Genomic DNA, 17,280 nt, shown 5'->3' with positions numbered 1-17,280 from the left:
GCCTATTCCGGCACCGCGAAGGTCAGGTTTGCCCACATCGTTTCCCAAACACCACGGGTCTCGGTTGCAAGGCGCTCACTGGGTTCGCGCAGGTAGACCGCATCGACCATATATGCATGACCGGGTTTGACATCGAAAGTCCCGATTCCGTCGCTATCGGTCCGATGCAATGTGATCTCGACCTGCCCATCAGGGGCCTTCTCGAAAACTTCGATCTGTTCGTCCCCACGCACGTCATTGCGATAATAGAGCTGCACACGCATGCCGTCGGACATGTCATCTGTATAAGGGTTCGTCAGCGCGACCAGCTCGGTCTCCATCCCGACCCGCCGGTCGCCGCCCGCTGCGTCGCCAACGCCGATTAGGGACTTTGAATACCGTGTGTAGACCTCAAGAAAGTCCTCTTCCGGCAAACCACGTTCGTTGTGGATCGGTCGCAGATCACCTAGATCCTTGTGGTCGATAAACTTCTGAAACTTCTCCCAATTTGGGTAATTCACGGTGGATGGGTTTGTTTGGTAGGCCACGATATGCAGCCCGTCACCAAGGGACGACCGGTCCAGTGCGGGGCGGTCGCCCAGTCGGCTGTCAACGCGCACGGTCTGGTCGTTGGCGAACATAACGAAATTCTGGATATCGCGGGGCAAAAAAGCGAGATTTGTGCCTTCAAATTCCTCGCCATTGACAATATGCGCTGCAATATTACCGTCCGCTCCGACCTGGTAGGCCAGCGGCTCAATCCATAATTCGTGCGCTGCCACCGGTGCAGCGGCCAAAGCAAAAAGTAGAGGCAAGATGCGCATCACGAAATTCCCATTTTCATTCGTCAAACTGTCGGTCCTGCGCCTGTTGTCAAGCGTGGTTTTACTATGGGCCCTGCTGATCGGGACCGCGCAGGCGCATGAGATCGTGCCTGCCATCGTCGATATGACGCGCGTCGATGACCGCCTTGTTTTCGAAATGGAGGCGAATCTGGAAAGTTTCGTCGCCGGGATCGACTTGAGCACGGTCAGCGACACCGATGAAGCACCGCGTGCGGCCACATATGATGAATTGCGTGCGCTTGAACCGGTCGTGATGGAGTCACGCTTTCGCGCGTTTTGGCCAAACATGGTCGACGCGATGACCCTTATGGCGGATGGTGAGCCGTTGCGGGTTCAGCTTGATACGGTCGAGATCGGACCGGTTGGCAACATCGAAGCCGTGCGCCCGTCCAGCATTCAGTTCAGTGCGCCACTGCCTGCCGGTGCTGAAACGGTGACCTTTGGCTGGGCACAGGAATACGGTGCGCTGGTACTGCGCCAGATGGACGTGCCGGAACCTTATGACGGGTATCTGGATCAAGGTGCTTTGAGCGATCCGATCAATCTGGCCGGGGGCAACCAGGCCAGCGGATGGGAGACATTCGTCGACTACATTCCTGTCGGTTTTGATCACATCGTGCCCAAGGGGCTTGATCACATTCTGTTCGTCCTGGGCTTGTTCTTTCTTGCTGCGCGGCTGCGTCCATTGATCCTGCAGGTGTCGCTGTTTACCGTTGCGCACACGATTACGCTTGCATTGGCTGCATTGGGATACACTCGGTCGATCGAAGACGCATTTTTGAACACATTCAATTTTGAGTTCATCACCGCCGTCGAGGTTCTAATCGCGCTGTCGATTGTCTATGTCGCTGTCGAAAATATCTTTTTCAGTCGCATCAGCCCCTGGCGGCCGATCGTGATCTTTGTCTTTGGCCTTTTGCACGGCCTTGGTTTTGCGTCGGTCCTTGCAGAGTTCGGTCTGCCGGACAGCAGTTTTGTCCCGGCTCTGATCGGCTTTAACGTTGGTGTCGAGGTTGGTCAGCTATTCGTCATTGCGGTCATGTTCCTGTGCGTCTGGCAGGCGCTGCGGATCGACCGCGGGGCAAACGAGGTCAATCAAGGCTTTGCGGTCTATGCCGTTTTGTTGATCATCGCTTTGGCGCTGATGGCGCTTGAGCCTGCGGCGCTTGTCACGATCCTTGAAAATCCCGTTTGGCTGTTCGCTGGACCGCTTGCCGCGGTGTTCATCCTATGCATCGCCAGCATCCAGTTCCGCGACCGTTTGGACGCATATCGTCAGTTTGTTGCAATCCCCGCTTCGATCGCGATCGCTTTTGTCGGGGCGTATTGGGTGTACGAGCGGATTTTCCTGTAAACGCTGACCAAAAAGGGCTTGCGGCATGGCGGTACCGTGTCTATACGGCGCGCACTTAATCCCGCAGGCGGGGGCGGGTCGGTTGGGGAGACATCCCAGACGATCCATCGGTTGTCCCGGACTTGATCCGGGATCTTTCCCCCGCTGAGGCTTGAAACCGGAAAAGGAAAACGGACATGGCTCTTCCCGAGTTCACCATGCGTCAGTTGTTGGAAGCTGGCGTTCACTTTGGTCACCAGACCGCGCGCTGGAACCCCAAGATGTCGCAGTACATTTATGGTTCGCGCAACGGCATCCACATCATGGACCTGACACAGACTGTTCCCATGCTGGACCAGGCATTGCAGGTGATCCGTGACACCGTCGCCAAAGGCGGTCGTGTGCTGTTCGTCGGTACCAAGCGGCAAGCCCAAAAGCCGATCCTGGATGCGGCCGAAAAATCCGCGCAGTTTTACATGAACCACCGCTGGCTGGGCGGTACGCTGACCAACTGGCAGACGGTATCGCAGTCCATCAACCGCCTGAAAGCGATCGATGAAGCCGCGACGACCGGTTTCGCTGGCCTGACCAAGAAAGAGCGTCTGGGCATGGAACGCGAGCAGGGCAAATTGCAAGCGTCGCTGGGCGGTATTCGCGAAATGGGCGGTACGCCTGACCTCTTGTTCGTTATCGACGTGAACAAAGAAGACCTGGCCATCGCCGAAGCGAAGAAGCTGGGTATCCCTGTCGTAGCAGTGGTTGACACAAACTGTTCGCCCGAAGGCGTCGATTACATCATTCCCGGGAATGATGACGCCGCCCGCGCGATCGCGCTTTATACCGATCTTGCTGCCCGTGCCGCCCTTGACGGTATGACTGCCCAACTGGGTGCCGCTGGTGTCGATATGGGCGCGATGGAAGAACTGGCCGAAGAAGTGGTTGCTGAAGAAGCTGCCGCCGAAGAAGCCACGACAGAAGAAGCCGCCGCTTCCTGACGTCAGTCATAAAACGTTCGGGCAGGGGGGTTACCCCCGCCCGCAGGTAAATTCACCGCTAAGGAGACATAAGATGGCAATCACCGCTGCAATGGTGAAAGAGCTGCGTGACAGTACAGGCGCAGGCATGATGGATGCCAAAAAGGCGCTGACCGAGAATGATGGCGACATCGAAGCCGCTGTTGACTGGCTGCGCACCAAGGGTTTGGCGAAGGCTGCCAAAAAGTCTGGCCGTACTGCTGCCGAAGGTCTGGTCGCCGTTGCTGTTGATGGTGGCAAAGGTGTCGCGGTCGAGGTGAACTCCGAAACCGACTTTGTCGCGAAAAACGCCGACTTTCAAAAGATGGTTGCCGGTATTGCGCAGGCGGCGTTGACTGTATCCGACGTGGACGCACTGAAAGCTGCCGACATGGGTGGCAAGAATGTCGAGCAGACCGTCACCGACGCGGTCGCCGTGATCGGTGAAAACATGTCCGTTCGCCGTATGGCGGCAATCGAAGGTCAGACCGTTGTGAACTATGTCCACAATGCTGCGGCTGACGGCATGGGGAATATCGGTGTGCTGGTCGCGATGAATGGCGACAATGCGGCGTTTGGCCGTCAGGTTGCGATGCATATCGCTGCTGCGAACCCGGCATCCCTGTCCGAGTCTGACCTTGATCCAGCCGTGGTCGAGAAGGAAAAGCAGGTTCAGATGGACATCGCCCGCGAGTCCGGCAAGCCCGAAGCCGTGATCGAAAAGATGATCGTCGGCCGTATGAAAAAATACATGGCCGAAGTCACGCTGCTGAACCAGCAGTTCGTGGTGAACCCCGACCTTACGGTTGCAAAAGCGGCAGAGGAAGCTGGTGTCGAAATCACCGGCTATGCGCGCCTTGCGGTTGGCGAAGGTATCGAAAAGGCCGAGGAAGACTTTGCCGCTGAAGTGGCAAAACTGAACGGCTAAGCTGCTATAGATATCAAACTGAAACAGCCCGTTGCGGATCGCAGCGGGCTGTCTTTATTTTCCAAATCGGTCGTTTCCGCTCGAAGAGATTGCATAAGTCAGTGATTTTCGATGAATTCACTCATCGTTACATGCCCATCAAGATTGGTGTCGATGCTGGCAAAGAATGATGTGTCAAAGACCGCATCGTCATCGAACCACTCCTTTTCGCGTTCAACCAAAACTGTCGCGCAGGCCGCGTCCAATCCGTCTTCGATCAAATCGTCAACCGTGAAACTGATGCTTGTCATCTCGCCTTCGGACAACAGGCCGTTGCCGTCATGGTCAAGATCCTGAAATTCAAGCGTCAGCATCGCCTCGGTCATCACAGTGACCTCATCAAAGGTGATCTGCCCGTCGCCATTCAGATCATAGCTGGCGAAACCGTCTTCGCTTCCCCCGATGCCCTCTTCTTCGAAGAGCGCTGCGCAAGCCGTGGGTAGGGTGGGTTCCTCCGCGTCGGTTAGGGCGTCTTCTGCCAGCCAGGCGGCCTCCACCTCTTCGAATTCATCCGGCGTGATCTTGCCATCAGCGTTCAGGTCGAACTCGGCAAATGTCACGCGCGCGGTGGCCAAGGCGGCAGCATTACCGGGGTTGGACAACAGGGACAGGCTTGCAAGGCCGAGCATACAGGCGCTCGCCGTCAGCATCTTGGTCCATGTGGGGGTCATCATGGTCAGGTCCTTTCCGTTCTTGGGAATGGTCTGCGGGGATATTTCGCATTCGACCAGGGACCGCACGATTTGGCTCATCGGTGTGTTACGTGACTTGCTTACGTCACTCAGCGCCTCTTTCAGCTCGGGCGAGAGCCGGAGTTCAAGCGTTTCGGTTTTCTTGGTCATTGTCGTATTCCCATGCAGGCCGCACCAATCAAAAGGGCAGGGCATAGGTCTGTTTCAACAAAAACCGTGTCGGAACGCGAGTGATTTCGTGTCCGGACATGCGCGTTTTATGTGAAAGACGCGGCACCGCACTCGGGAGAAATGCGGTGCCACTACGATGCGTGCGCCGGTCCAATCGGGACGGGGACCGACATGCATCGGGAATGCCGATACCGTTGGGCAAACCCAGGGTATCGGCGTCCGGTCACCCGGCACGACCAGCAGGGCCCTTAAATCAAAGGGTTAGTGATCGCAGTTCCAGGCCTTAGGCCACCACTCACGGAACATGTGTACTTTGCCAATTTGACCGCCTGATCAAAAGTCAGGGAAACCTTACTGCTGAAGCAATTTCCTGATTTTTCACGTCACGTCAGACGAAATATTACGTCTCAGGCCTCGACATCCACGATGAACATCTGGTTGTAGAACGCCGCTTTCAGCACGGCCTGAGCCGTGGTTTCCACGTCCAATGCCTCGCGGGCCAGGCGCAGATGCTTTTCCACCGTGGCCGCGGTCAGGCCCAGAAGGATCGCAATATCCTGAGTTGTCTTGCCATCGCCAACCCATTGCAGCACCTCGCGCTGTCGCTTGGTCAGGTGCCGTTCGCCGGAATAGGGCAGGGTGAGTAATTTCAGGTGCATCACGTTGTTCATCACGATGATCTCGTCACCGTGTTTGGCCCAAGTCTGTTCGACCGCATCCTGAGACAAACCGGCTTTTGCAGTCAGGGCAATCGCGCCTTTGGTTCGTTCCGAGATCGAGCGGAAGCTAACGGTGTAACCAGCCGTCACGTCCATTTCCTTGTTGAATTCCATCACCCGTTTTTCGCTAGGGGTCAGGTTGTCGATCCGATTCATATCCATCATCCACCGCCAGCTGCAGGCGCCGTTATTGGCCAGTGCCCATTTCAGCATCGGTGCGTGGTAATACAGGCCCTCATCAAAGAAGACCTTCATGTATTCCGGGCTTTGCGTGGACAACAGCACCCAATCCTGCGGATCGCCCAATGAGCTCGAGGTGCGATAGCGGGTAAAGCCGTACATGATCCGGTCAAAACCATAGCTTTTCATTTGCTTGACGTGCAGATCCCAAAGATCTTCCACTGTCTGCGCATTGGTCAGTTTATCGAGATGCTTCACAAAGCTGGTCATGTGTCACCTCCAAGATGGGCCATCATCGCATCGATTGCCAAAGGATACCCGTTTGCGCCGAAACCGCAAATCTGACCGATCGCGACGGGCGCTATATATGAGTGATGGCGAAACGCCTCGCGTGCATGGATGTTTGACAGATGCAATTCGATAACCGGCACTTCGACAGAGCCCATCGCATCCATAAGTGCGATGGAAGTGTGCGTATAAGCGCCCGCGTTCAGAATGATCCCATGGTATTCACCGATTGCGTTATGAATCGCGTCGACCAACGCGCCCTCGTGGTTGGATTGCTGAAATGCGACATCGATACCAAGCGCGGTCGCCTTATTCCGGCACATCTGTTCGATATCGGCCAGCGTCGTCGTCCCATAGACCTCGGGCTGCCGGGTGCCCAGCAGATTCAGATTGGGACCATTGAGGATCAGGACGGCATGTTTCATAACCCCCTCTAACATCTTTGGATCATTGAGCAAAAGAGAATTGGTTGCGAGTGACTTGATCCTGCTTGGCGCGCATGCAAGCAAGGCAAAGCCGTTTGAGACAGGAGACAGATGCGCATTCTTGCCGTCACGACTATGCGGAACGAGGCGCCATTCATCCTCGAATGGATCGCTTATCACCAGCGTATCGGCGTCACCGATTTCCTGATCTACACCAATGATTGCGAGGATGGAACGGACGATCTGCTGGATCGGCTTACCGCATTGGGTGTCGTTCGACATGAACGCAATCATTCCGGTGGCAAGAAATCCGTGCAATGGCGGGCGCTGAACAAAGCCGGACGCCACCCTCTGTTGGCCGCGGCGGATTGGATTTATGTCACCGATGTAGACGAATATCTTTGTATTCACACCGGCGATGGTCGGATCGAGGATCTGATAACTGCTTGCCCGAATGCGAATGGTTTTGCGCTACCGTGGCGGATGTTCGGTTGTAACGATGTTGCCGGCTTCGTGGACAGGCCGATCCTTGAGCAATTCACCAGGGCGGCGCCTGACCGATTGCTGTGGCCATGGCGCGCAGTGCAGTTCAAGTCGCTTTATCGCAATGTTAATCACTATGATCGGTTAGGTGTGCATCGCCCCAAGGGTGGCGGGTTCGATGGCTGGGTCGATGGCAACGGGCATGGGATGCCCGAGGTCGGGGGGACTGTCGTGCCAACCCTTGTGCCGCGCTATGGCTTGGCCCAGATTAACCACTATGCCGTTGGGTCTATTGAGAGCTTTTTGATCAAGGTTGCGCGCGGGCGCCCAAATCATACGGGCGACCCAATCGATCTTGCCTACTGGATGGATCGAAATTTCAACGCGATCGAAGATCGTCGGATCTTGCGTCATCAAGGTGCTGTGCGGGATAACGTTGCGGCGCTACGCGCCGACCCCGAGATCGTCCGCCTGCATGATAATGGCGTGGCATGGCGTAAGGCGCGAATTGCGGAATTGATGACACAGTCGGACAGCTTTTATTTGATGGCCCGCCTTCTACAGTCCGGTCCTACACGTGTGTTACCGCTGAGTCTGCAAAAGCATCTGTTCGACCAACTGATGACGGTTCGTCGGCTGATAGCCGAGGCGAAAAGTTAATGCGCCGTATCGCCCTGATTCTCCACGGTAAAGAACCAGTCCCCTTTGGGGTCTTTGTCAGTAATCTCGTCGGGCACCACTTCGGGCCCAGCCAGAAAGACATTCGCCCCGAAATGACTGTGCAGGCAAGATAGCTTCTCTTGCCTGGTGCTGGTCAGGGTTTCGAAAAACCGGGCATAGTTGGCTGTTTCGCGTAATTCCAAGATCTTGGTCCGGTGCGCGGCGACGGCGTTGGCGTGTGCGGCGACGATATCAGGATCGGCCAACATCAGATCCAATTCTGCCTGCATCATCGGAAGACGGGGTATGATCGAGCGATCTTCCTCAAAGTTGTTGTTCATACGGAACCAATAGGCCAGACCCTGATCACGGTCGACATGGTTCACGCGGCCCCGATCACGCTTGACCAGAAAACTCTCAGCCGAGCGCACGGCGTAATGGTTCAGTTGCACCAGATCATAGCCATACGTCTCGGTCGTGGATCGCCAGCCATTGCGGTACATGTCGCGGGGCAGGGGCGTGCCGGACCCGTTCACCCAGTTGATCATCTCCCACAACTGCGGATTCAGCCCTTTGGGTCGATGCACACCGAGTTTCTTGAATAGACCGATATTCTGGAACAGCGTTTTAAAGCCCCAGGCCTGATGTGGTTTGCGCGCCAGTTCAGGGGCACAACGCAGGAATTGTTCGGTGATCGGTCGATCGACAAAGTCGTGCACGTTCGCGTTTCCGAACAGCCGCCAGGTCATCGCTATCATATTCGCATCAGGTACGGCGTCGAACAGCGCATCCAGCGTGCCATCCCCGGTCTTGATGTTCACGAACTCGTCCACATCGATACAGGTGACCCACTTTGCATCGCTGATGACGGCTTCATCTTCCGCCATCTGCAGCGCAGCGTGCTGTGGTTTGAGGTTCATCTCGCGAAAGCGATTGTGACGATGCTGGACATAGCCTTTGTTCATCAACATCTGCAGCATCGTGTCGGTGCCATCGGTGCAATCATTGGTGTAGATCAGGATATCGTCGAACCCGATCGCCCGGTGATATGCCAACCATTCGAGGATGAACGGTCCTTCGTTCTTCATTGTGGTCACGATGGCGCGGCGTCCGCGCCCCGGGTTGATCTTGGGTGCTTGTAATGTCGGGATGGGCACGGGATCGTGTCCAAAATACTCTTTGGAGCGCGCGAGGAGCGCCTCATCCTCGATAAGCGAAGTTTTGGGCACGATTTTTGAGATGCTGTCGGTCGGGTGCCGCATTGCCATGTGGCGATCAAAGTGACCGATATGGGCCGGGTCGGGCACGGCATTGCCCACCCGCAACAGCCGCAAAATGGTGTTCTCCGGCGCTTTCGCCGGCGCGATGCACCAACGTTGACGACCACCGGTCGCATCGAACTGAACGCAGATATGATCGGCGAAAAGAACGGGTTCGTCAGGTTTGACCCGCCAAGGATAACAGTGTCGACCCTCCAGACGGATCAACCCACCGTCCGCCACGATCGATTGATCAAAAACCGTCCGATCACTCATGCGGATCAGGTCGTGCACATCGATGTTGGCGATCGCACGGGCATCCAAAAGAAAACGACGACGGGCGATTTCATACCAGGTGACGGCGCGAAGCGGCGAGTCCCACGGCGATGGGGCGGGAACAATCATCCGATCCTTTCCCGGTGCTTCGGGAACACAGAATGGATGCGCCTCTGGTGGCAGGTCGCGACGACCAAGGGGTACGTCGCTTTTGACCAGAACGATATCACAGGCCGGATCGCAATCGTGCAGTTCACGGACAAAATCCCCGTCCGTGCCGGGGCGCGCCCGGTCAAGGATAATCGCCACCTGCAGACCCTGGATCGCAACATGATAGTTCAGCCACGCGATAACGGTTTGTGCTGTTTCGCCGTTCCGTGTCGCGATGATCGCGTTCGCCCCTTCGAATACGTGGCTTTCCGCCTCTGCCGGGACGATATCCAACGTGGCTTCACCAAAGACAAAGGTACGTTTGGCGCCAGCCGGCAGCCGATAAGTCAGAATCGGGGCACCGGCGATCTGTGACGCTGCAATCAGCTTGGCTTTATCCGGTGGGGTGATCAGGTTGATATTAACACCCGCATCAAGAAACAGTGTAAGTTCCTGCCCACCATCGACCTCGCGCTCGATCGCATCGATAAGGGTTATCGAACCAACCTCATGGCTCGCCAAACATCGCATAATGATGCGACCGGTCATGCCAATGTTCGTTCTATTGCGATGTTCTGCGCGCGGCTCATTCGGGTTCGCCAATCCTCTATATCTTTGATTTTGCTTGCATGGACCTTATCAGGGGTCAAGATGGCGTTTGGCAAACAAGGCAGGAGCAATGAGGCAAATGGGGCGCGTGCGCGAGGTCGGAACACTTTGGATCGGTGGTCCGCTTAGCTGGCTCGAGCAGCTTTGCTTGAAATCCTTCGTCGACAAGGGCCAGAAAATCACGCTGTTCTCGTACGAAGACATTCCGAATGTTCCTCAAGGTGTCATCCGACGGGATGGAAGAGAGGTCATCGATACCGATGATTTCATCAAATACGAGCAAAAGAACAGTTATGCGCTTTTTGCCGACTGGTTTCGTCTCCATATGATCCACCAAAACCCCGGCATGATCTGGGTAGACACCGATGTGTATTGTCATCGTCCAATGACGTACCAGTCTGACTATGTGATGGGCTACGAGCTCCCCGGAGAACATCGGGTCAACAATGCGGTATTGGGATTGCCCCCGGACAGCGAATTGCTGCGGCAAATGCTCGAATTCACATCCGATCGCCACTCGATCGCGCCATTTCTACCGAAGACCCGACAGCGGACCATGCGCAAACAAGCCGAGAAGGGTAAACCTGTTCATGTCTCCGAACAACCATGGGGCGTGTGGGGCCCACTGATGGTCACCCACTTTGTGCATCACCTTGGTTTGACGAAGCATGTTCAGCCGCTAAACGCCTTCTACCCGATCACATTTCGCGAGCGGTTCAAGTTCCTGCGCCGCGCGTCCCTTGCCGAAGGTCTGATCACGGACGAGACGACAGCGCTGCACCTTTGGGCCTCAAACAAGCGGCAGTTAGGAAATAACCACAACGGCTTACCACCCAAAGATAGTTTCCTGGACAAACTTGTGCAACAACATGACATCAATCCCCATCTGGCCCCGATAAAAGGTCGCGGGCAGACGGTTTTCGACGGCGCCCTGATTGACGAGGTCGATCTGGGTGAAGTCAATACGGTGGCCGATCTGACCGGCGCGGCGCGGTCATTCGTTCTGGCGCTGCACCACAAATTCGATTGCGATATTTACCTGATCGCAACGAACCGTCGGGGTAAACTGGGTCGGGATGATCCTGACTGGATCACCGACTACATGAAGTTCCTGAAAACACACGATGTCGACGAAAACCGGATCCATGTCATTCGCAAAGAGGCAGAGCTGCGCCCGGTCGATGTTTTGTGTAACCTTGGCGGGTTCGGTGATCGGTATAAGGTACGATTTCTTCGGGGTTTTCTTGACAACTGCCTTCATTCCGACACCCGTATTTTCATGGATGTCCGTACAGGTTCGGGCGGATTTCCCTTCTTGCGCGATGTTGGAATAAATGTCCTGTTGTCGACCCACCTTTCGGATGACACGCCAGTCTCGCGCGTGCGGGTCATCCCCAAACCACCGGAAGCGTCCGATGTCGCGGCGGGATGGGCACGAATTGCCAACACCCTGACAGGCCCCGAAGGCTGGTTCGAAGCGGGGGCGAATGGGCATAGTTTCCTCTATACCCCGCGAAGTAAATCCACACTTGTCGTGACGTTCGACAATCTGGATATCGCCATGACCAAGCGCGAAGACCGGCGGCCTTGGGGCTACAGCTTTATCGAAGGGCAGGGGTGGTCGGCGCTGAGTGTGCTGGCAGGCGGTTGGACATGGTATCGCGAACCATGGGTCGCAGCCCAGTTCGATCGGTTGGTGGCCGAAGGTTTCTTTGATCAGTTCGGTCGGGTCGTCTTCTACGGCGCGTCGATGGGGGGCTACGCGGCGTGCGCATTTTCACCTGCCGCACCTGGCTGCGATGTGGTGGCGATATCACCTCAGTCTACAGTCGACAAAACAATCGTGCCTTGGGAAACCAGATATAAGGTCGTCTGGGACAAAGACTTTTCCGGCAAATACGGCGATGCGGCCAAGGTCAGTGCTGCCGCGCGTCGGGTATCGATCCTTTATGATCCTTATGAGCCACTGGACGCGCAACATGCCGCCCGCTTCACCAACCCGAATGCCCAACATCTTCGTGCGCCTTTGCTGGGGCATCGATTGGGGAGTTCGCTGAATCAAATGGGAATTTTATCTCCGATCATCCTCGGGGCTCTCGAGGGAACGCTGACGGCGCATGACTACTATAAACTGCTGCGCGCCAGAAAATCTTCTCTGCGCTACCAAAGGGAGTTGTTCAATCGGGCAGTGTCGCATGGGCATATCAAACTGGCAAAAAGACTGGGGCAATATATCTTGGCGAAGAATCCCAATCGGGCGGTACGGCTAGGGCTGAAGGCACTCGAATGATGCAAAAGCGTTTGTCGCATTGTGCGTGCTGATATATCGACGGTCAGACATGATCGCAAAAGCAGGAAAGATGCCATGAAAATCGCGGTGGCGGGTTTGGGATATGTCGGACTGTCCAATGCGATCCTTCTGGCCCAGAGCAATCCGGTCGTCGCGCTTGATATCGATCCGGATCGGGTCGACATGATCAATGAAAAGCGTCCGACGGTCGAAGACGCGATGATGGAACGGTTCCTGGCCGAAAAGCCGCTTCATCTGCGGGCGACGGCAGAGGCCGGCGATGCCCTCGAAGGCGCGGATTACGTGATCGTGGCGACGCCCACCAATTACGATCCCAAGACCAATCTGTTCGACACCTCCAGCGTCGAAGCCGTTATCGCGCAGGCGCAACAGATTGCGCCAGAGGCCACGATCATCATCAAATCGACTGTTCCGGTCGGTTTTACGCGCGAGATGAAGGAAAAATACAGATACGACGACATCATCTTTTCACCTGAATTCCTGCGCGAGGGCAGGGCGTTGGAAGACAACCTTCACCCTTCCCGCATCGTTGTTGGTGCGCACAGCGACACGGCCCGGACCTTTGCCGATCTACTGGTCGCAGGTGCCATCGACAAGGACATGCCGGTTCTGTTCGCCAAATCCACAGAGGCGGAGGCGATCAAGCTGTTTTCGAACACGTTCCTTGCCATGCGGGTCGCTTACTTCAACGAACTTGACAGCTACGCCATCGCGCACGGGCTCGACGCCCGCGAGGTGATCGAGGGCGTCAGCCTGGACCCACGGATCGGTGGTCATTACAACAACCCATCCTTCGGCTACGGCGGCTATTGCCTGCCCAAGGACACAAAGCAGCTGTTATCCAACTATGCCCAGGTGCCGCAGAACCTGATCGCTGCAATCGTACAGTCGAACCGCACGCGCAAGGATTTCATCGCCGACCAGATCATCAACCGCAAACCAAAGCTAGTGGGTGTATATCGGCTGGTGATGAAGGCCGGTTCCGACAATTTTCGGGACAGCTCCGTGCAGGGCATCATGAAACGGATCAAGGCGAAGGGGATCGAATGCACGGTCTATGAACCTGTGCTGGAGGACGACCTGTTTTTCAACTCTCGGGTTATCCGTGATCTGGAAAGGTTCAAGTCCGAAGCAGATTTGATCCTCGCCAATCGCTTGACCGAAGACATTCGGGACGTCGCCGACAAGGTCTACACCCGCGATCTTTTTGAGGTGAATTGATGCGGGACCGCACAATTCTGGTCACCGGAGCTGCCGGGTTCATCGGGTTTCATCTGTGCAACCTTCTTCTTGATGAAGGTATGACCGTCGTTGGGGTGGACAGCCTCAATGACTACTACGATCCGACGTTGAAGACCGATAGAAATGAGAAATTAATTCGGAAGAACAACTACATATTCAGTCATTCTCATGTAGAAGAGCAGGGTGCGCTACAGGCGCTTTTCGAGGCCTACAAGCCTGACATTGTGGTTCATTTGGCCGCACAGGCCGGCGTCCGCTATTCGATCGAGAACCCGCGCGCCTATACCCAGGCGAACTTGATGGGCACCTTCGAATTGCTGGAGGCGATGCGGGCCCATCCACCAAAACATGCACTTTTGGCATCGACCAGCTCGGCTTATGGGGCGAACACGACCATGCCGTACCGCGAGACCGATCAGACCGATCATCAAATGTCATACTATGCGGCGACGAAGAAGGCGACCGAAGCGATGGCGCACAGCTATGCGCATCTGTTCGACCTGCCGATCACCATGTTTCGCTTCTTTACCGTCTATGGGCCATGGGGCCGCCCGGATATGGCACCGTATCTGTTCACGTCGGCCATCCTGAAGAGAGAGCCGATAAAAGTGTTCAACCACGGCGACATGCAACGCGATTTTACATTCGTGACGGACTTGGTCCGTGGGATCAGATTACTGATGGACGTCACACCAGCGCGCCCAAAGGACGGAATCGTGCCCACGGGTGACAGCTTGTCTCCGGTGGCGCCTTGGCGGATCGTCAATATCGGAAACGGCGAAACCGTAAGGCTTTTGGATTTCATCGAGGCCATCGAAACCGCTTCCGGACGTAAGGCCGACAAGCGCATGTTGCCAATCCAGCCAGGAGATGTCCCGACAACATGGGCTGATACGACATTACTCCGGAAATTGACCGGCTTCAAACCTGAGACCAACGCGACCGATGGCGTAAAGGCCTATGTCGATTGGCATATTCAGTATTATGATGACCGTTGAGATGTTGTCTTTATTTAACATAATACTGATTATGCGAATCCGATTTTGTAGCAGCAAAGCTAAAATGTCACCTATCTGCAATTCAGGAATGTCACTCTCGCCGACAACGATAACAGGCAGAGAGATCTGGCATGGGATGGGTGATTATGAGCGAGCGCGAACTGAACCGCGTAGAAGTATTGGCACAAGTTGATGATGGTCAGCTGACCGTCGACAATGCCGCGAACATATTAGACCTGACACGCCGACAGGTTTTCAGGCTCTTGAAGCGTTATAGGCAGGATGGCGCGTTCGCGATCCGGCACAAGGCGCGTGGCAAACCTCCGAACAATCGCATCCATCATGCCAAGCGAGATTATGCTCTGGCCTTGGTTAAAGAGAACTATGCCGACTTGGGGCCGACCCTGGCGGCGGAGATGCTGGCCGAACTTCATGCGTTCAAAGTGTCGCGGGAGACGCTGCGCAAGTGGATGCAGGAAGATGGTTTGTGGTTGTCACGCAAACAGCGCCGCACATTCCATCAGCCACGACTCCGCAGGGAATGTTATGGCGAACTGATCCAAATCGACGGATCAGATCATCGGTGGTTTGAAGACCGCGCCGATCCATGCACCCTTCTCGTCTTCATTGACGATGCAACCAGTACGCTGATGGAACTACGGTTCGTGCAATCGGAGAGCACATTTACCTACTTCGATGCATTGGAGAACCGTGCAAAAGGTTCGTGTGATCAGCGGCCATGACAGGTGCAGAAACTGATCATGACCATCAAGTTGGTCTCGCAGCAGGCATCTTGGACACCATGCCAATTGCGCCATCGGACTAAAGTGGTCGCGTCCCTCTATGTTGGCGCCCCCTGCCCGCCTGAGCCACTTTGTGTGAATACCGGGTTCCGAGCCTTGCAGCGTCATCATCGCCAATCGGTGCTTTTGCGGGTCCAGTGCAACATTGAGTTGCGCAAGCAGAGCCTGGTCGGCGAGCATGTCCAGATCATGTGGAATTTTCGGATAGGGGTCTATTGTCGTCGAGGTAAGCACTTCTCTCAGGTAGGTGCGTACGTCCATTGCTTGCATCGCCGCCGCGCGCCCAATGAATGACGAAAGGCTTTCAAGCGTATACGGTGTAACCCGCATCAGTTCAGATCTCGGTCACGGAACGCCAGCCATGTTTCAAAATCCAAACGCTCACGGCCGGTAGCGACTGCATATATGTCAAGACCGATCAATTCCCGCATGACTTCGCGGCAGACGCCATGGGTCTTCCTAACGATTGCTTTGCGCAACTTTTGATCACTTGACAGCGCGGAGCCCTTTTGAACCGGACACCATTGCTCAAAGCCCTCAAGAAATTCAATGAAATCATCATCTGAGGGCGCCCATGCGCGATACTGCAGATGAATGGACCTACCAAGCGTTTGCTCGTCATCCATTGCCCACCGCCAGATCTGTGGCACGCCGGTGAGAACAACACGGATATCGTATTTCGAAATCAATGGATGAACGAAGTTCTGGTAAGCGACCATCTGATGTTTCTTGAAATTGTAGGTCTGGTGAAAGTCCTCGAGGATGACTATCCGCGTGTTCAGCGCACCAAGTAGATGAAGCGTCTTCTGGAATGAAACCTGCCTCACCATTGGGCCATAGCCAGGGATCGCAAGAGACGCACGGAGTTCGTCGCAGTAGTCAATGATCTCTCCGCTTGGATGGATATGTTCATTAATGACTGGTGCTGACCGCGTTGTCGTGGCAGTTCCCGCATCGGCTCATGCTCGGCTCAAGGTCGTGCTGGCGGAGGAGGGTCTGCCACTCCCGGCTGGTGAACTGGGAGCCCTGGTCGGAATGCACCGTGACCCGGTTGTCGGGCTTTCGTCGCCAGACGGCCATCAGCAGGGCCTGCAGGGCGAGGTCGGTCGTCATGCGGGACTGGGCGGACCAGCCGACAACCCGACGCGAGAACAGATCGAGGACGACGCACAGGTACAGCCAGCCTTCATGAGTCTTGACGTAGGTGATGTCGGTCACCCAGACCTGATCGGGCTGAGACGCATCGAAGCACTGCTCCAGCCTGTTCTCAGCCACAATCGCGGGTTTGCCGCCATATCGGCCGGGACGACGCCTGTAGCCGATCTGCGCAGCGATCCCGGCCAGCGATGCCAGGCGCGCCACCCGGTTCTCCGAGATCCGTTCACCCTGGTCGCGCAGATCGTCGGTCAGCTTGCGATATCCATAGACCTTGCCGCTCTCGGTCCAGGCCTGCCGGATCAGCTCAGTCTGCCGCGCATCTTCCCCCGCGCGATGGCTCAGCGGCTCTTTGAGCCATGCATAGAAGCCGGAGAAGTGCACCCGCAGCACCCGGCACATGGCCCGGACGCCGAACTCCTCGCGATGCGCCCGGATGAAGGTGTACTTCATTGGCACGCGCGCGCGAAGTACGCCGTTGCCTTTTTTAGGATGTCGCGCTCCTCGGTCACCCGAGCCAGTTCGCGCTTCAGGCGCCGGTTCTCGGCCTCATGGTCCACGTCCGGCTTCGCAACAGGTTCCCCGAACAGCTTCAGCCACTTGTAGAGAGAATACGTGCTGACGCCCAAACGGCGGGATACCTCCCGCACAGGATACCCGCGCACGGTGATCTGATGCACCGCATCGCGCTTGAACGCGTCGCTGTAGTTGCTTGTCCCCAT

General features: G+C 55.9%; 14 protein-coding genes and 2 pseudogenes. 8 read left to right on the top strand and 8 right to left on the bottom strand.

Annotated elements, in window-relative coordinates:
* Positions 1–2 precede the first annotated feature (2 nt).
* Positions 3–803, bottom strand: a complete 801-nt coding sequence (locus tag V8J85_RS03760) for a DUF4198 domain-containing protein (protein WP_339952339.1) — start codon at positions 801–803, stop codon at positions 3–5.
* Here V8J85_RS03760 and V8J85_RS03755 point away from each other — a divergent pair.
* The 3 genes from V8J85_RS03755 to tsf all read left to right on the top strand — a co-directional run bounded on the left by V8J85_RS03755 (position 796) and on the right by tsf (position 4,098).
* Positions 796–2,178: a HupE/UreJ family protein gene (locus V8J85_RS03755; RefSeq protein WP_339952338.1), complete on the top strand. Its 1,383-nt coding sequence runs from the start codon at positions 796–798 to the stop codon at positions 2,176–2,178. The genes V8J85_RS03760 and V8J85_RS03755 overlap by 8 nt on opposite strands.
* Before the next feature lie 176 nt (positions 2,179–2,354).
* Positions 2,355–3,152 (top strand): 30S ribosomal protein S2, encoded by a 798-nt coding sequence (rpsB, locus tag V8J85_RS03750; RefSeq protein WP_339952337.1) that lies wholly within the window; start codon positions 2,355–2,357, stop codon positions 3,150–3,152.
* Positions 3,153–3,225: 73 nt separating this feature from the next.
* Positions 3,226–4,098, top strand: coding sequence for a translation elongation factor Ts (gene tsf, locus V8J85_RS03745; protein WP_339952336.1), 873 nt, complete (start codon positions 3,226–3,228; stop codon positions 4,096–4,098).
* A gap of 98 nt (positions 4,099–4,196) precedes the next feature.
* Here tsf and V8J85_RS03740 read toward each other — a convergent pair whose 3' ends face one another.
* The 3 genes from V8J85_RS03740 to aroQ form a co-directional block, all read right to left on the bottom strand.
* Positions 4,197–4,979 carry an EF-hand domain-containing protein gene (locus V8J85_RS03740; RefSeq protein WP_339952335.1) on the bottom strand — a complete coding sequence of 261 codons (783 nt, stop codon included), beginning with the start codon at positions 4,977–4,979 and terminating at the stop codon, positions 4,197–4,199.
* Between the two features lie 428 nt (positions 4,980–5,407).
* Positions 5,408–6,169: a helix-turn-helix transcriptional regulator gene (locus V8J85_RS03735; protein WP_339952334.1), complete on the bottom strand. Its 762-nt coding sequence runs from the start codon at positions 6,167–6,169 to the stop codon at positions 5,408–5,410.
* Positions 6,166–6,612, bottom strand: coding sequence for a type II 3-dehydroquinate dehydratase (aroQ, locus tag V8J85_RS03730; protein WP_339952333.1), 447 nt, complete (start codon positions 6,610–6,612; stop codon positions 6,166–6,168). The genes V8J85_RS03735 and aroQ overlap by 4 nt, the downstream gene beginning before the upstream one ends.
* A 111-nt stretch (positions 6,613–6,723) precedes the next feature.
* Between aroQ and V8J85_RS03725 the strand changes: the two genes are divergently transcribed.
* Complete coding sequence (locus V8J85_RS03725; RefSeq protein WP_339952332.1) at positions 6,724–7,755, top strand: glycosyltransferase family 2 protein; 1,032 nt, start codon at positions 6,724–6,726, stop codon at positions 7,753–7,755.
* On the opposite strand, the gene V8J85_RS03720 is transcribed toward V8J85_RS03725, so the two are convergent.
* Positions 7,752–9,989 carry a glycosyltransferase family 2 protein gene (locus tag V8J85_RS03720; protein WP_339952331.1) on the bottom strand — a complete coding sequence of 746 codons (2,238 nt, stop codon included), beginning with the start codon at positions 9,987–9,989 and terminating at the stop codon, positions 7,752–7,754. The two genes, V8J85_RS03725 and V8J85_RS03720, sit on opposite strands and share 4 nt — an antisense overlap.
* A gap of 130 nt (positions 9,990–10,119) precedes the next feature.
* Between V8J85_RS03720 and V8J85_RS03715 the strand changes: the two genes are divergently transcribed.
* The 4 genes and pseudogenes from V8J85_RS03715 to V8J85_RS03700 all read left to right on the top strand — a co-directional run.
* Positions 10,120–12,339 carry a hypothetical protein gene (locus V8J85_RS03715; RefSeq protein ID WP_339952330.1) on the top strand — a complete coding sequence of 740 codons (2,220 nt, stop codon included), beginning with the start codon at positions 10,120–10,122 and terminating at the stop codon, positions 12,337–12,339.
* A gap of 75 nt (positions 12,340–12,414) precedes the next feature.
* Positions 12,415–13,581: a nucleotide sugar dehydrogenase gene (locus V8J85_RS03710; RefSeq protein ID WP_339952329.1), complete on the top strand. Its 1,167-nt coding sequence runs from the start codon at positions 12,415–12,417 to the stop codon at positions 13,579–13,581.
* The gene (locus V8J85_RS03705; RefSeq protein ID WP_339952328.1) at positions 13,581–14,600 is read left to right on the top strand and encodes an SDR family NAD(P)-dependent oxidoreductase; all 1,020 of its coding nucleotides are present in this window, start codon (positions 13,581–13,583) and stop codon (positions 14,598–14,600) included. The genes V8J85_RS03710 and V8J85_RS03705 overlap by 1 nt, the downstream gene beginning before the upstream one ends.
* 131 nt (positions 14,601–14,731) lie before the next feature.
* Positions 14,732–15,304, top strand: a pseudogene (locus tag V8J85_RS03700) (helix-turn-helix domain-containing protein); the annotation flags it as partial.
* On the opposite strand, the gene V8J85_RS20030 reads toward V8J85_RS03700, so the two are convergent.
* The 3 genes and pseudogenes from V8J85_RS20030 to V8J85_RS03690 form a co-directional block, all read right to left on the bottom strand.
* Positions 15,257–15,673 carry a hypothetical protein gene (locus V8J85_RS20030; protein ID WP_445285881.1) on the bottom strand — a complete coding sequence of 139 codons (417 nt, stop codon included), beginning with the start codon at positions 15,671–15,673 and terminating at the stop codon, positions 15,257–15,259. The pseudogene V8J85_RS03700 and the gene V8J85_RS20030 sit on opposite strands and share 48 nt — an antisense overlap.
* Before the next feature lie 59 nt (positions 15,674–15,732).
* The gene (locus tag V8J85_RS03695) at positions 15,733–16,287 is read right to left on the bottom strand and encodes a TniB family NTP-binding protein (RefSeq protein ID WP_339953067.1); all 555 of its coding nucleotides are present in this window, start codon (positions 16,285–16,287) and stop codon (positions 15,733–15,735) included.
* A 34-nt stretch (positions 16,288–16,321) separates the two neighbouring features.
* A pseudogene (locus tag V8J85_RS03690) lies at positions 16,322–17,280 on the bottom strand (IS3 family transposase); the annotation flags it as partial.

Source organism: Yoonia sp. 2307UL14-13, from assembly GCF_037572755.1.
Lineage (GTDB): Bacteria > Pseudomonadota > Alphaproteobacteria > Rhodobacterales > Rhodobacteraceae > Yoonia.
The sequence above is the reverse complement of the archived record's forward strand: the minus strand, read 5'-3'. Positions and strand labels throughout refer to the sequence as shown.

Bases quoted from the DNA above. Each gene is read 5' to 3' on its own strand.
- V8J85_RS03755 (WP_339952338.1), top strand. From the start codon at position 796: ATGCGCATCACGAAATTCCCATTTTCATTCGTCAAACTGTCGGTCCTG.
- V8J85_RS03760 (WP_339952339.1), bottom strand. From the start codon at position 803: ATGCGCATCTTGCCTCTACTTTTTGCTTTGGCCGCTGCACCGGTGGCA.
- rpsB (WP_339952337.1), top strand. From the start codon at position 2,355: ATGGCTCTTCCCGAGTTCACCATGCGTCAGTTGTTGGAAGCTGGCGTT.
- tsf (WP_339952336.1), top strand. From the start codon at position 3,226: ATGGCAATCACCGCTGCAATGGTGAAAGAGCTGCGTGACAGTACAGGC.
- V8J85_RS03740 (WP_339952335.1), bottom strand. From the start codon at position 4,979: ATGACCAAGAAAACCGAAACGCTTGAACTCCGGCTCTCGCCCGAGCTG.
- V8J85_RS03735 (WP_339952334.1), bottom strand. From the start codon at position 6,169: ATGACCAGCTTTGTGAAGCATCTCGATAAACTGACCAATGCGCAGACA.
- aroQ (WP_339952333.1), bottom strand. From the start codon at position 6,612: ATGAAACATGCCGTCCTGATCCTCAATGGTCCCAATCTGAATCTGCTG.
- V8J85_RS03725 (WP_339952332.1), top strand. From the start codon at position 6,724: ATGCGCATTCTTGCCGTCACGACTATGCGGAACGAGGCGCCATTCATC.
- V8J85_RS03720 (WP_339952331.1), bottom strand. From the start codon at position 9,989: ATGACCGGTCGCATCATTATGCGATGTTTGGCGAGCCATGAGGTTGGT.
- V8J85_RS03715 (WP_339952330.1), top strand. From the start codon at position 10,120: ATGAGGCAAATGGGGCGCGTGCGCGAGGTCGGAACACTTTGGATCGGT.
- V8J85_RS03710 (WP_339952329.1), top strand. From the start codon at position 12,415: ATGAAAATCGCGGTGGCGGGTTTGGGATATGTCGGACTGTCCAATGCG.
- V8J85_RS03705 (WP_339952328.1), top strand. From the start codon at position 13,581: ATGCGGGACCGCACAATTCTGGTCACCGGAGCTGCCGGGTTCATCGGG.
- V8J85_RS20030 (WP_445285881.1), bottom strand. From the start codon at position 15,673: ATGCAAGCAATGGACGTACGCACCTACCTGAGAGAAGTGCTTACCTCG.